Source organism: Caproiciproducens sp. NJN-50 (assembly GCF_004103755.1).
Taxonomy (GTDB): Bacteria; Bacillota; Clostridia; order Oscillospirales; family Acutalibacteraceae; genus Caproicibacter.
Genome location: NZ_CP035283.1, coordinates 769594 through 783694 on the forward strand (window position 1 = coordinate 769594; position 14101 = coordinate 783694).

The 14101-nt window shown below is 51.0% G+C and carries 14 protein-coding genes; 4 read left to right on the forward strand and 10 right to left on the reverse strand.

All coding sequences use genetic code 11. The features are described from left to right. Nucleotides 1-84 precede the first annotated feature (84 nt). Nucleotides 85-1038 (forward strand): ABC transporter permease, encoded by a 954-nt coding sequence (locus EQM14_RS03740; RefSeq protein WP_442861470.1) that lies wholly within the window; start codon nt 85-87, stop codon nt 1036-1038. After that, nucleotides 1031-1825 carry an ABC transporter ATP-binding protein gene (locus tag EQM14_RS03745; RefSeq protein WP_128741693.1) on the forward strand — a complete coding sequence of 265 codons (795 nt, stop codon included), beginning with the start codon at nt 1031-1033 and terminating at the stop codon, nt 1823-1825. The genes EQM14_RS03740 and EQM14_RS03745 overlap by 8 nt, the downstream gene beginning before the upstream one ends. A gap of 243 nt (nt 1826-2068) precedes the next feature. Here EQM14_RS03745 and EQM14_RS03750 read toward each other — a convergent pair whose 3' ends face one another. From EQM14_RS03750 to EQM14_RS03795, 10 genes are all read right to left on the reverse strand, one after another. Further along, nucleotides 2069-2920 carry a YitT family protein gene (locus tag EQM14_RS03750; protein ID WP_164918953.1) on the reverse strand — a complete coding sequence of 284 codons (852 nt, stop codon included), beginning with the start codon at nt 2918-2920 and terminating at the stop codon, nt 2069-2071. Nucleotides 2921-3061: 141 nt separating this feature from the next. Beyond that, complete coding sequence (locus EQM14_RS03755; RefSeq protein ID WP_128741695.1) at nt 3062-4027, reverse strand: SIS domain-containing protein; 966 nt, start codon at nt 4025-4027, stop codon at nt 3062-3064. 103 nt (nt 4028-4130) lie between these two features. Then, a complete protein-coding gene (locus EQM14_RS03760) occupies nt 4131-4802 on the reverse strand; it encodes an HAD family hydrolase (protein ID WP_164918954.1) in 672 nt (223 codons plus the stop codon). 5 nt (nt 4803-4807) lie between these two features. Then, nucleotides 4808-5641 (reverse strand): carbohydrate ABC transporter permease, encoded by an 834-nt coding sequence (locus EQM14_RS03765; protein WP_243112606.1) that lies wholly within the window; start codon nt 5639-5641, stop codon nt 4808-4810. 16 nt (nt 5642-5657) lie between these two features. Beyond that, nucleotides 5658-6530, reverse strand: coding sequence for a carbohydrate ABC transporter permease (locus EQM14_RS03770; RefSeq protein ID WP_128741697.1), 873 nt, complete (start codon nt 6528-6530; stop codon nt 5658-5660). A gap of 164 nt (nt 6531-6694) precedes the next feature. After that, complete coding sequence (locus EQM14_RS03775) at nt 6695-8050, reverse strand: ABC transporter substrate-binding protein (RefSeq protein ID WP_128741698.1); 1356 nt, start codon at nt 8048-8050, stop codon at nt 6695-6697. Nucleotides 8051-8095: 45 nt separating this feature from the next. Further along, a complete protein-coding gene (locus EQM14_RS03780; RefSeq protein ID WP_128741699.1) occupies nt 8096-9031 on the reverse strand; it encodes a PfkB family carbohydrate kinase in 936 nt (311 codons plus the stop codon). Between the two features lie 161 nt (nt 9032-9192). After that, on the reverse strand, nt 9193-10032 hold the full coding sequence (locus EQM14_RS03785) for a sugar phosphate isomerase/epimerase family protein (protein ID WP_128741700.1): 840 nt from the start codon (nt 10030-10032) through the stop codon (nt 9193-9195). Further along, nucleotides 10032-10769, reverse strand: coding sequence for a GntR family transcriptional regulator (locus EQM14_RS03790; RefSeq protein WP_128741701.1), 738 nt, complete (start codon nt 10767-10769; stop codon nt 10032-10034). Before EQM14_RS03790 ends, EQM14_RS03785 begins: the two co-directional genes overlap by 1 nt. A gap of 26 nt (nt 10770-10795) precedes the next feature. Further along, the gene (locus EQM14_RS03795; protein WP_128741702.1) at nt 10796-11791 is read right to left on the reverse strand and encodes an SIS domain-containing protein; all 996 of its coding nucleotides are present in this window, start codon (nt 11789-11791) and stop codon (nt 10796-10798) included. 230 nt (nt 11792-12021) lie between these two features. Between EQM14_RS03795 and EQM14_RS03800 the strand changes: the two genes are divergently transcribed. Together EQM14_RS03800 and EQM14_RS03805 are read left to right on the forward strand one after the other, a co-directional pair. After that, the gene (locus tag EQM14_RS03800; RefSeq protein ID WP_128741703.1) at nt 12022-12399 is read left to right on the forward strand and encodes a BlaI/MecI/CopY family transcriptional regulator; all 378 of its coding nucleotides are present in this window, start codon (nt 12022-12024) and stop codon (nt 12397-12399) included. Nucleotide 12400: 1 nt separating this feature from the next. Next, a complete protein-coding gene (locus EQM14_RS03805) occupies nt 12401-14092 on the forward strand; it encodes a M56 family metallopeptidase (RefSeq protein WP_128741704.1) in 1692 nt (563 codons plus the stop codon). Nucleotides 14093-14101 lie beyond the last annotated feature (9 nt).

Below are 14101 nucleotides of genomic sequence, written 5' to 3' on the forward strand. Positions count from 1 at the left end.
TACGCGAATTGAAGTCTGCGGTGTCTCCGAACGGAGGCACCGCTTTGCCCTTTTGATTTCTCGGCACAAAGAAAGGAAAACGCTATGGAACCAATGGCCTATCTCTCCTCTCTCGACCCCATGAATTTTCTCACAGCCGTTCCGGGCAATGTCGCGCAGGGCATTATTTGGGGGATCATGGCTCTGGGGGTATTCATCACGTTCCGGCTGCTGAATTTCGCGGATCTGACGGTGGACGGCACCTTTGCAACAGGCGGCGCCGTGGCGGTCGTTCTGATTCTTGCGGACCTGCCGGTTCCGCTGGCTCTCGCCGCCGCTGTGGCCGCGGGGTTTGCCGCGGGGCTTGTCACCGGCCTGCTCAACACCGTTCTGGGAATTCCGGACATCCTCGCGGGGATTCTGACTCAGATTTCGCTCTGGTCGGTGAACCTGGTTGTCCTGAGCGGCGCAAACAAGGCGGTAAACGTGGATAAATATCCGTTGATCGTGACACTGCGGAATGTTGAAAGCTCCATTGTCACAGCGCTTGTTTTCGCGGCGGTTTTGATCTGCGTCCTGTACTGGTATTTCGGCACAGAGCAGGGAAGCGCCATCCGGGCCACCGGCAGCAACCCTCAGATGGCAAAGGCGCAGGGAATCAATATTGATTTTATGAAAGTGCTTGCAATCAGCTTATCCAACGGGCTGGTCGGGCTTTCCGGCGGACTCCTGGCACAGTATCAGGGATTCGCTGACATCAAAATGGGGCAGGGGTCCATCGTTATCGGGCTGGCCGCCGTCATTATCGGGGAGGTCCTGGGGGACGCGCTTCTCGGCAAACACATGAATTTCGCTTACCGCCTGATTTTTGTCGTGTTCGGCGGAGTCGTTTACTATCTGGTCATCGGCCTTGTCATGTGGCTGAAAATGCCGACGGACCTGCTCAAACTGCTTACGGCCGTGATTGTGGCGATTTTTTTGGCTGTCCCGTATCTCAGGGCAAAGTCGAAAAATTCTTTTGCCCTTGCCGGCAGGAGGGGAGCGCGGAAAAATGCTTGAGTTATGTAAGGTCTGCAAAACATTCAACATTGGCACGGTCAATGAAAAAACAGCTCTCTGCGGAGTTGATCTCCATCTGGACGAAGGGGATTTTGTCACCGTGATCGGGGGCAACGGCGCGGGGAAATCCACTTTGCTGAACGCCATCGCAGGGGTCTGGCCCGTGGACGAAGGGACCATTTCCATTGGCGGCGCGGACGTGACCGGCCTGCCGGAATATAAGCGCGCGCCGTACATTGGCCGGGTTTTTCAGGACCCGATGATGGGGACGGCCGCCAATATGGAAATCGAGGAAAATCTGGCTCTGGCTTTTCGCCGCGGCAGCAGGCGCGCATTGCGGTGGGGAGTCACCAGATCCGAGCGCGAACAATATCACGAAGCGCTGAAAAAACTCGGGCTTGGGCTGGAGGAACACATGACCGCCAAAGTAGGACTGCTTTCCGGCGGCCAGCGACAGGCTCTCACGCTGCTGATGGCTACGCTGCAAAAGCCGAGGCTTTTGCTCCTCGATGAGCACACTGCGGCGCTGGATCCCGCGACTGCCGCGAAAGTACTGGAGCTTTCCGATCAGTTTGTCGCGGAAAACAATTTAACGGCTATGATGATCACCCACAATATGACGGATGCCATCCGTCACGGAAATCGGCTGCTGATGATGAATGCGGGAAAAATTATCCTTGATATTTCCGGAGAGGAGAAAAAGAAGCTGAAAAAGGCCGATCTGCTCCAAAAATTTGCGGAGATTGCCGGTGTGCAGGAAGAGACGGACGAAGTCCTTTTGTCATAACGGTGCATGGAACACTGGTAACGGGAAACACGGCAGCTGATGCATCAAAAACAACAGTCGAAAGCAAATTATACCCAATCCATATGGGGATGGACAAGCCAGCAAACGGATTGCGGATATTTTGGACCGATGAAAAAGACCCTTTCCCAAATGACTGGCTTAACCAGCGTTTTGGGAAAGGGCCTTTTTTACTTGACTTAGTTTACCGGCATGTGATGTGAAGGTGTATGATCTGATCCTTTTCTACCGTACTTCGAGACGCCTTTCAAACTTTCCAAGGATCATGTTCGGAGAAACAACAAAAGCGAAAACCTTCGGATCTTCCTGAAGAAGGAATCTTTTCAGAAACTGCCATTCGTATTTGTTGATGACCATCATATGAACCAGCTGTCCCTGCCGGGTAAATTCTCCCCAGCCGCTCCAGCTGGTCATTCCTCTGCCCGTAAAATCTATCAGCTTTTTGCCGAGCTCCGGACTTTTGGATATGATGAACACCGTAAGCTTGATGTTTTGGTCGTGCACTTTATCCATGACGACAGCCGCGATGAATGAAAATACAAGCGAATAAGCGGCTGTCTCCAGATTGAGCTTCACAGCCGCGAAGAGATAGACACAGATGTTTATGATGAGACCGATCTTTCCAACGCTGAAACCAGGATACTTCTTGGAGCAGACCATTCCCACCACATCTGTCCCGCCTCCGGAACCACCTTCCCTGAGCGACAGGCCCACGCCATAGCCGGAGATGGCCCCGCCGATCACGCTGTTTAGCAGGGCGTCTGAAAACAGAGGCGCCGGCGGAGACGGAAGCACCGTCATCAGGAAGGACTGAACGCACACGGCGATGATCGTGCGAATAATGAATTTGCGTCCCACCACGCTCAGGCCCATGAATACCAGCGGAATATTCATCAGCCAGACGATAATGCCCACGATATCGATATTTGCGGGCACGGGAATCCCGCACATATCGGAGATCACCCACTTGATTATCTGCGCGATTCCGGTAAAGCCCCCGCTGTAGAGTCCTGCGGGAACTAAAAAGAACCTGTAAGCCGCGGAAAACAAGGCTACGCCGGCTAAGACATACAGCATATGTAACCATTCCTTGTTTTGCGCTGCTTTTTTCATGTTTTTTATGTCAGCCTTTTCCAAATATTTATTTAGAGATATCCGTCTTCCTCACGGCAAGATTTTAGGCCTTCAAATTCTCTGCTTGTATAGAAAAAACAAGGATTAGTATTCCAGTTTCCACATGTATCTTCTCATGGTCAGCGGATGGCTGCGGGCAATCGCGATCTGTTCCGCATATACTCTCATCACGGCGCTCAGCACCATGGGGTTAAAATACTCCGCTACGGACGGCGGAAGAGATCCCACTCCGAAATCCTTCCCGTCCACGATAGTCGCCTTGGCCTGAAAGCGGAGAAGAAATTCCATGGCGCGTGCGTCCAGGGCGCGCGTGCGGCCTTCGTTCATCAGCAGGATGAAAGGAACGTCCTTATCCACGATTTCGAACGGGCCGTGGAAAAATTCTCCGTCGTGGAAACAGCCGGAGTTGATCCACTGCATTTCCATCATCAGGCACAGAGAGAACGTATATGCCACGCACTGTGTCGCGCCCGAGCTCATCACATATACGACCGGGGCGTCCTTGTAATCTTCCGCGAACTTCTTTGCGGCGGGGACAACAAAGGAAACGGCGTTTTCGATCATGCCATAGATCTTGCCGAAAGCCGTCTGCATATCCTCGTAATGTTCATATCCCTCATACTGATTTAAGATTTCCACGGAGAGATCGAGCACATTTACCATCTTTTCCAGTTTTGCCGCGTAGCTCTTTTCAAAACCATGCACGATCACATAATCCGCGTTCTTCGCGAGGGGTGAATCCGCCTTGTGGGTAACCGCTATGACTTTAGCGCCCTTTTCCATCGCCAGCCTGGACGCGGCTACGGTCTCCGGCGTGTTTCCGCCGAGGGAACAGGTGATTACAATAGCGGTACTGTCCACGGCGGCCGGTGTTGCGTGTACAAATTCATTGGCCGTAAAATGACCGATGCGAAGCGCTTTTGAGTTTTCCTCAAGAAAGTATTTCCCGGGATAGAGCTCCGCTTTCGATGCGCCGCAACCCACATAATACACGGACTTGATGTCCGGGGTCTCTTTTTTAATTTCCGAAATAATTTTTTTTGCTTCCATTTTTATCCCTCTCAGTATTTTGTGGTCTACCCGCCCGGCAGACGCAACAATGGTATTATTTTGTTATAACTATTATAATACAATTGATGGCACATGTCAAACATTACTGCGCGCTTTTTTCTTTCCGCTCTTTGCTCATCAGCGGAATCGCGTCCGCGACAGAGGCGATCTCAACGTCCGCTTTTCTGCGGTCGAACGGAAACCGGTGGTCGATCAGCGCCGCTACCCTTGTCCCCGCCTGGTTTGCGGCTTCTATTCCGACGGTGGAATCCTCAATGACCAGGCATTCTTCCGGAGCTACCCTCAGCCTTTTGGCCGTCTCAAGATAGACGTCCGGATACGGCTTCGGCCTGATGCAGTCCTCGCCGCTGACGACCACATCCAGGCTGTCAAAGATCCCCACTTCCGTAAGGATCGCTTTCACTTTTTTATATTCCGTTGAAGAGGCCACCGCCGTTCTGATGCCGTTTGTCCGGGCATAGGAAAGCACGTCCCTGACAGCCGGCCTGAAGAGCTTCAGATAGTCGATGTTTTCACAGTGGCGGGGGATCCACTGGAGGCGGTACTCTTCTTTCATTTCTTCCGCGCTTTTCCCGGATCCGGATACCTTCGCAACGATATCCCAGACCTCTTTCGTCCCTCTCCCTACGATATCGTTCAAATCCTCCTCTTTTGCCGAAGAATTGAATTTCCGGACATATTGAAGAATGCGCTGCTGATTCACAGGCTCCGTATCCACAATCACGCCGTCCATATCGAAAATTACCGCCTTCATCCTCATCAGCCTTTCACCGCTCCGGCGGTAAGCCCGCGTACGAATTGCTTCGACATGCAAAAGAACAGGATGATTAACGGCAGCGATGCGATAATCAGGCCGGCCAGCGTCGTCGTGTAGTCGATTTTCAGGTCTCCTCTAAATGTCATCAGGCCGATTGGGATCGTCTGTATTGCCTTATTGTTCAGGAATACATTCGCAAAGAGGAATTCATTCCATACGAAATTCAGGTTTACGATGGCGCAGGAGGCAAAGATCGGCTTGCTGATCGGAACGATGATCTTTGTGAATATCTGGAAGCTGTTGTACCCGTCCACAATCGCCGCCTCTTCCAATTCGGCCGGGATCGATATGAAATAAGCGCGCATCAGGAACACGGTGAATGGAATCCGGAATGCGATATACGGCAAAATGACCGCAAAATAGGTATCGTAGATTTGCAGCGCTTTCAGCATTTTATACAGCGGAACCAGCGCCACCTGCTCGGAAAGCGCCATTCCGCCGAGCACGATGATGAAGATGATTCCGACTCCTTTGGCTTTGAACCTTGTGAGTCCGTAAGCGAGAAGTGAAGAGAAAATGAGGATTGCGCAGAGCGAGATCGAGCTTACCAGGACCGAGTTGCCGAAATATTTGTACAGGCCCAGCTTCCACGCTTTGGCATAATTGTCGAATCTCCATACCTGCGGCAGGGAAAGGGAGTTCTTGAATAGTTCCTGATTGGTTTTCAAGGAGTTCAGAATGATCCAGAAAAGAGGAGCAAAGATCACGACGCACAGGAGGATGCAAAGCAGATTGAGAAGAACTTTGGATGTGAAATGATGATTCATAGTTTTCATATCTCTTTTGCCACCTTCAGTCCTTTCCCGATCTCGTTACTTTTAACTGCAGCACGGAAAGCACGACTGTGATCACAAAGATGAATACGCCGGTCACGGCGGCCATTCCGAGGTCGTCATGCAGGAAAGCCTGCTGATACAGGAACAGTCCGAGAACCTGGGAACTGTTTCCGGGCCCGCCGCTCGTTGTGGAGTAAACTTCCGTGTACAGCTTAAACGCGCCGATAACCGTAATGATGGAGCATACCAAAAGCTGTTCCTTGGCCTGGGGGATCAGGATGCTGACCGCTCTTCTCACCGGACCCGCCCCGTCGATCGCGGCCGCTTCGGCGTAATCCTCCGGGACGTTTTGAAAAGCGACGGCCATCAGCAGGGTGATATATCCTGTAAACTGCCACTGGCTCATGGCGATGATGCAGTAAATCGCAAGCTTGGAATCACCCAGCCATGCTTTCCCGGGCAAGTGCATTGCTTTCAGCAGAGAGTTTATGAAGCCGACGTTGGGCTCGTAGATAAACGTAAACATCAGGCCTACCGCCACCAGCGAGATAAGCGACGGCATAAAATAAATATTGCGGAAAATGCCTCTCATTTTTTTCCCGATCGCGGAGCCTTCCAGGATCAGCGCCATGACCGTTCCGAACCCGACCTGAACGATCAGGGAAATGATGCAGTACAGCCCGTTGTTTTTAAGCATGACGGGAAAGGTATCGTCTGTAAAAAATCTCCGGTAATTGTCCAGACCGACAAAGGTCGCCCCGGCGGAATAGGAGGAAAGCCGGAAAAAGCTGTATCCTATATTCATGAGAACCGGGATATAGACAAAGAACAGAACCATGATGAGTCCGGGAAACATGTAGAGATATGGGACATATTTCCTTGTTTTCAAATTCTTCACCTGCTTTTTTGAAATACGGGCAGGTCTCCTTGAGGAAGCCTGCCCGCAGTTGCTTTATATCAGGGGGTTACAGCTGTTTTTCGTTTTATTTTAATGACACATACTTCACGCCGGGAATACCGGGCATTCCAGAGACATACGCCGGAAACTTGTGTTTACTGGCTTGAGCTTCCGGTTTGAACCAGTTTCTGCGCTTCTTTCGCCTTATCCTGGATCTTTTTCAACGCGTTTTCCGGTGTGACGGAACCGTTTGAAAGGTTGGATACTTCCTCCTGGTACTCTTCGGATACGGTGGAGTACAGCGCATTGTCGAGCCACTCGCTCATGTCTTTCGCTTCGCTTACGACCTGATAGCCATCGATCAAAGACTGATCCTTCAGCCCGTTCGTCGTGTCCTTCGCAGCGTTGAACCAGCCGATCTTCTGGCATTGCTCGGTGCCTACGTCTTTCCCGAGGAACCACTTTAAGAATTCCACGCACTCGTCCGGGTACTTGGTTTTTGAAGAGATGACGAATCCTTCGGGGGCGCCCGTCAGAATATCCTGGTTGCCCTTTGCGCCGGCGATCTGCGGGAATTTGAACATGCCGAATTTCAGATCCGGGCCGTCGGTCTTGATATACGGAATTTCAATCAGCTCTCCGTAATAGATGGCCGCCTGACCCATAGCGAACATGGATCTTGCCATATCCGGCTTTACGCCGTCCGGATTCTCCGTCATGTATGGAAGGAGCTTCTGGTAATACTGCATGGCCTGGACATAGCCGGGGTCCGTGAATTTACCGGATGCAGGCTCATAGTCCTTCGCTCTGATCTCGTCCGGAACGAAAATCTGGTTCAAGGTTCCAATGTAGTGGAGACCCGCCCATGGCTCGGAATTGCCGTATGCGATCGGCGTTACGCCGGCCGTCTTCAGCTTCGCGCAGGCAGCGAGCAGATCGTCGAAAGTCTTCGGAGCTTCGACCCCGTTCTTCGAAAAGAGCTCCGTATTGTAGAAGAAGAGCTTGCAGTCAAGACGGAACGGAATGCCGTACACCATACCGTCTTTATTCGTATAGATACTCATTTGGTTCGCAAGCAGTGAATTCTTCCACTCCGCGTCTTTATCCAGATAAGGCGTCAGATCCAGGATCAGTTTTTCACGAATAAATCTCTCCGTGAAATCACCCGCCCAGCTGAAGAAGATATCCGGCGTGTCATCGCCACCCACGACGACTTTGATCTTTTCCTTGTAATCCTGGTTCTGCGCGCTTGAGATCTCGAACTTGATGTCGGGATGAGACGCTTCATACTCGTGAAGCTTGCCTTCAATGAAACTGTTGTAGGGCTCGTCCGGGAAACGATGGAAGAACTTGATCACTTTTTTTCCGCCCGTGGAAGCCGTGCTTGCCGCCGAGCTTCCGCCGGCCGATGCGGTTCCGGAGCCAGAGCTTCCGCCGCATGCGGCAAAGGAAATTGCCATAATACAGGCCATGGTTAATCCGACTGCTTTTTTCAGTATCCCTTTTTTCATACTTACCTCTCCTTTCGGGTCCTTACTTTGAATATCCCTTTATTCTCACACGCTCTCCTTTTTCATGACCTTTCTATCTTCTTCCGTCAAATCGATCTGTTTTCCGAATCCGAAGGAACCGTCTCTCTGACATTGAGCGGAAGAAAAAACCGAAGCCCTGTAAAGGCTTGAGCGTATCAGACAATCCTTATATTCTGCGGCGGTCGTGATTCCCCGGTTTCCGGAATCCGGGCCGAAATCAACAGCATCTTTGATTCCATCGATATAATTTGTCAGGAAACATGCGATAAAGGCATCTCCGGCCCCCATGGTATCCCTGGCCTTGACCAGGAGGGGGGACTGCTCATAGAAATTGCCGTCGACCTGAACAAACGCGCCTTTCGAACCCCGTGTTGCGATGACGATATGTCCGCATCCGAAATCCATGATTTTTTTCATTGCAGCCCGGATCCCGGCTTCATCCTGATCGCCGCAGGAAATCTCCGCGCAGTCGATATAGGGACAGCAGCCGCGCAGGTAGTTGTCGTCCGTCCGATTGGAAAAATCCATGGATACGAACTTCGCCGCCCTCCGGATCGCCGGCAGCTGAGGCTCCAGATAGCTGTACACGCTCGTATGGACCAGATCGAATCCGCTGATGTACTCCTCGTCCATCTCCGTCAGCGCCGGAGGCTTCTCTCTGGAGATTCCGCCATGATTGCCCGTCAGGAATACGCGGTCCCCGTTAACCAGCTGGACGCGGGCACAGCCGTTGTTTCCATGCTCGAAGCGGCAGTGCGAAAGATCAAGGCCGATTTCCGCCGCGGTCTCGTAGACATGCTTTCCGACCATGTCGTCCCCGAAGGTCCCGAGGTATGCTGCCTGTGCGCCGAACATTCTGCTGAATACCGCCACGTTCAGGGCGTTGCCGCCCGGATAGATGGTTGAGATATGAAGATATTTATCGCAGACGTTATCACCGATCCCCAAAGTTCTGATCATAGTAGAAACTTCCTTATGACATATTATAATGTATTGCTAATTCATTTTATATTGTTATATCATATATATAATAAATTGACAATAGCTATTCAACCGCCGGAAGAAAAATTGTTAATTTGTTAAGCTTGTACATGGAATTTTTGTTGGATATTGCCTGAGGGCTACTTTGAAATTAAAGGAAAAAGCTGCCGCACACTTTGTTCTATGGACTTCCAGGGCTCCATATAATACCTCCCGTCGGTAATCTCGAGGGAGAGATATCCTTCGTAGCCGTATTCCTCCAGTTCGGACAGATACTTCTTCCCATCCAGAATTCCGTCGCCCCAGGCCAGATGCCCTCTGGGCGCGCCGTCAATAAAATGGATATGTAAAAGTTTTTTGCCAAGCGCCTGAAGGTACATGGCGGGCGTTTCTCCCGCCAGGGCCATCGGAATGGTGTCGACCATCCCGCACACGGAATCCATATTGATTTCGGAAAGCATTTTGCTGAGTGTTTTAAGGTCGTAGACCAGATTGCTCTCGTCGTGCCGGAGCACCTCAAGCGCCAGCCTGAGGCCGTAGTCTTTCGCCATTTCTCCCAGCATGGAGAGATTTTCTTCGGCGTATTTCCAGGCGTTTTTCAGGTCGCTTCCGTCAAAATAGCCGGTCCCGGAAGTGACAAGCACCTTGTCGCTTCCCAGCTCCGCCGCGACGCGGATCGCGTCTTCAAAGAATTTAAGGCTCCGCCGGCGCTCCGCTTCATACGGCGCCGCCAGGTTGATGGGATATACACACTGTTCCGGGGTATAACAGACCAGCTTTAACGCGCGGCTTTCGATTTCTTTTCTGACGTTTTTGACATCGCGGTAGGTCATGTCCTCCGGATGGAAATGCGGAGCCGCGCCCCACAGCTCGATGCAGGACAGGCCGGAACGGACCGTGTCGTCCAAAAAACGTGTCAGCGGATAATACTTATACTGGATATTCATGGCGGAAATCTGTTCTCGCCTGATTTTGTTCATTATTTTTCATCCTCGTCCACATTCAGTTGCAGGATATAGGTGTAGCGGTCGGCGTTAATGATATTCTTGCCGTAATAGATGGGGCTTCCCTCGGTATCGGAGCAGGTATCCCTCATATAAAGAAGGGCCTCGTTTTCCTTTACGCCCAATTCCTGTGCCTCTTCCTTCCTCGCGTAACAGATCCCTATTTTTTTGGTTCCGGTTTTCATGATAACATGATGCGCCGCAAGCGTGCTGAACAGCGGCTGGTTCAGGTCCTCCGAAAGGAGGAAGGCAAACTTTCTCGGGAAATGGTTTTCCTCCAGCATGACCGGCACGTCGTTGCAGTAGCGCAGCCGGCGGATCCGTATGACTTTTTCGCCTTTTTGGAGGCTCAGGAATTTCACATCGTTGGGCATCGCATTGACGATATCCGCGGACAGAAATTTTGTTCCCGGCTTCTCTCCGTTTTGAATGCAGTTTTGGGAAAAACTCATAAGCGTATTCAGGCTCCTGACCAGTTTCTTGCCGGTCACGAACGTGCCCATTCCCTGCTTTCTGGTGAGCAGATCTTCATCCGAAAGAATTTCCAGCGCTTTCCTCACGGTGATCCTGCTGACGTCGTACTTCGCGCTCAGCTCCTTTTCCGTAAGGATCTTCTCATTCTCCTTCAGGATTCCTTCTTCAATCTGCCCTCTCAGTTCGTCTGCCAGCTGCAGATAAAGCGGTGTGCCGTTCTCTCTTATCAGTTCCCCCATACTTTCTCCTTTTTTCTTTTCGGGAATCAGTAATCCAGTCTCCGGTAGTATCTTCTGATTCCGAGCGGATGTCTTCTGCAGTGTTCCAGATGCACGTTTACTCTCTGGAATGCGGAGCGCATCACGATCGGCGCCAGAATCCACCGAAACTCGTCGCGGATTCCGTTTAATTTGAATTTCTTCGTGTCAAATACAATCACTTTCGCGCTGATTTGGTTCACAAAGCTCTCGACGCGGTCCATCTCGGGACGGGTCTTGTCTTCACCCTTGATCAGAATGACCGGAATATCTCTTTCAATCACTTCCAGCGTTCCATGAAAGAAATTAGCCGCCGATACCGGCCTTGTGCGCATCCACTGCATTTCCTCCATAATACACATTCCGTGGCAGGTGGCCCAATCCTCAAGGTTTCCGGAACCGATCAGGTATGTAAGCGGTTCATCGCAATATTTCTCGGCGTATGCCTTTGCGTCCTCATCCGCATCCTTGTAGATCTGAACGGCGTTCTCAGGCATATTCACAATCTCGGAGAAAAAATTGTCATATGCGTCAAACTGTCCGGCATTCTTAAGAAAACGGAGCGTCACGGTGTACCAGAAGTAATAAGCGGCCCCGGTTGTATTAATAACATTATCACACATTTTAAATAGGATAGAATCTTTTTTCTCAATATATCCGATAATTTCCGCCCCGATTTTGTGGACTTTTTCCATGGCCTCTACAATTTCTTTTGTATCCCCGGAGACAGATTCGATCACCACCACGGAATCTTTGTTCAGAAAAGGGTTTCCTTCCAGGCAGAAGTCAGCGGCGTTCTCCAGGTAAAACGGAACCGTGGCCCCAAGCTCTTTTACGATATGCATCATCTGTCCGGCATACAGCACGGTCCCGCCGATCCCGATATAGAAGATGTTGGAATATCCTCTTTTACAGATCCGGTCCACAATCTCCTCGGTCTGTGGAATCAGTTCGATTCCATTTTTATGGTCCTGCAACACTTTTGCCTCATCGAAATTGATCATATTGCCCCTCCTGTAATGTTATATAATTGTAATATATTATATCATGACATTACATGACTTTCAATAGGGCGCCGGATTAAAAACTGAATGGGAACGATTTCCGCCTTTCGTGAAGGCTGGGAAAAGATCCGCTCCTATTATTGCGAAAATATTCCCGGAATCCTTGACTTCCGCGTTGGACAAGCATAGAATACAGATATAGACAATTGTCTAAAAAGGAGATCAATGCCATGAATCAGCTGAAAAGGCTGCCGGACACAGAGTTCGAGATCATGAAGGTGGTTTGGGCGAACGAGCCGCCCATCACGACCAATATGGTTATGGAGCGGCTGGGCAACGAGCGGGGGTGGAAAGTTCCGACCGTTATCTCGCTGATGAACCGGCTGGTCAAAAAAAGCTTTCTGAGGACGGAAAAAAACGGCAAGGAACGGACCTATTTTCCGATGGTGGCGAAAGAGGACTATCTGGAATTTGAAACGGGCAATTTCATGAAGCTGTATCATGAAAATTCGTTTCTCAACCTGGTCAATACCCTGTATGAAGGGAAGAGGCTCAGCAACAGCGATGTTGAGGAGCTGCTGAAGTGGGTGAAAGAACGGAGGAACTGATATGCGCGAATTTTTAACGGCGCTGATTGAATGCTCCGTTTCCATGTCGGCGCTTGCGCTTGTCTTTATGGCCCTGATCCCGACGCTGTCAAAACGGTATGCCGCAAAATGGATTTATTACGCATGGCTGGTCATCGTGATTGGGCTGATCGTTCCGTTCCGGGTCCGTTTTCACACAGTATTCATCCGGGCGGATGCCATTCCGTCCCCGCTCCGGCAGGTTCTTCCCCGGACTGCCGGAAACGCCGCTGCCGCCCAAGTTGTGACGGCAAACCAGGGTTTTCCGGCGGTCCCCTGGGTTCCGGCCGTTCTTGCCCTGTGGCTGGCGGGTGCCGCCGCTTTCCTCCTGTACCACGGATTGAGGCATGCGCGTTTTCTCATGATGGTAAAACGATGGAGTGAACCGGCTGACGATCCGCAGATGCTCGAAGCGCTGGAGAGCATTAAAAGGGATATGGGGATCGCAGGGCGGGTGAGATTGCAGCTATGCCCCTGCGTTTCCACCCCGATGATGACGGGATTCCGGGATCCCGTCCTTTTGCTGCCCCGGTCCCGCTTTTCTATGGACGAGCTGCCGTATATTCTCAGGCATGAGATGGTGCATTTCAAGCGGAAAGACCTATGGTTCAAGAGCCTGGTGATTCTTGCAACCGCACTTCACTGGTTTAACCCTGTGGTTTACTTAGTGGCGAGGGCCGTCGCGTTGCAGTGCGAAATCTCATGCGATGCGGAAGTCGTGAGCGGAATTGGTTTGGACGGCAGGCGGCGATACAGTGAAACCATACTGGGCGCAATCAAAAGGCAGTCAAACCTGCAGACGGTGTTCTCAACCAACTTTTACAGCGGCAAGGCAGGGATGAGGAAAAGGATTTTCTCCATTATGGATACAAAAAAGAAAAAAGTCGGAGTTGTTGTTCTTTGCTTGATCCTCATAGGAACTTTGGGAACCGGGGCGGCGCTTGCCGCAGGTAATCAGGGAGAGAGCGAACCCGGTTCATCCCGGCAGGGCTCCGTGAGCTCGATCCAGACGATTGCCGGGAAATGGGCGGAGGCGGTTAAAAAGCGCGACGGAAAAGCACAATACGACCTGCTGAGTCCGAAGTGCCAGTCCGCCGTTTATGACGCATACGATTCAAACGGCTGGACCACCGGCACATCCAGCCCGTGGGTGGAAAGCTATGAGGTTTCAGCGTATCAAAACGGCGCCACGGTTACGTATCAATATGCCACCTCGACCGGCTTTGCAGGCGCTTACGAACAGGCCCTGTCCTTTGTAAATCAAAACGGTAAGCTCTGCATCGACGGTTTCTCCGATCCGGAGGAAGTCCCTCAGGCTGGATCAAACGCCGCGTCCGATCCGAAAGGAAAAGCGTTTTTGGACAGCGCAGACGGAAGCAGTTTCCAGCAAACCGCAAACAGATTTGTAAAAGCCTATCTGATCGGGGATGTCAGGGAAATGAAAAGGAATCTCTCCGATCCGGGAAGCAATCAGAACGATTTCAGTATGGACGGCAAAACCGTGAATTGGAAGTCGCTGACCTTAAAACTTGATTCAAAAGAGATTGGAGAAAACACGGTATCCGCAGAATATGAAATTGCTTTGGCCGAAACCGGCGGTTTTCAGAAACTCTATTTAAATATGGGGAAAATCCATAACGAATGGAAAATAAACTCTTATAAGATTGAAAAATAGATGAATATT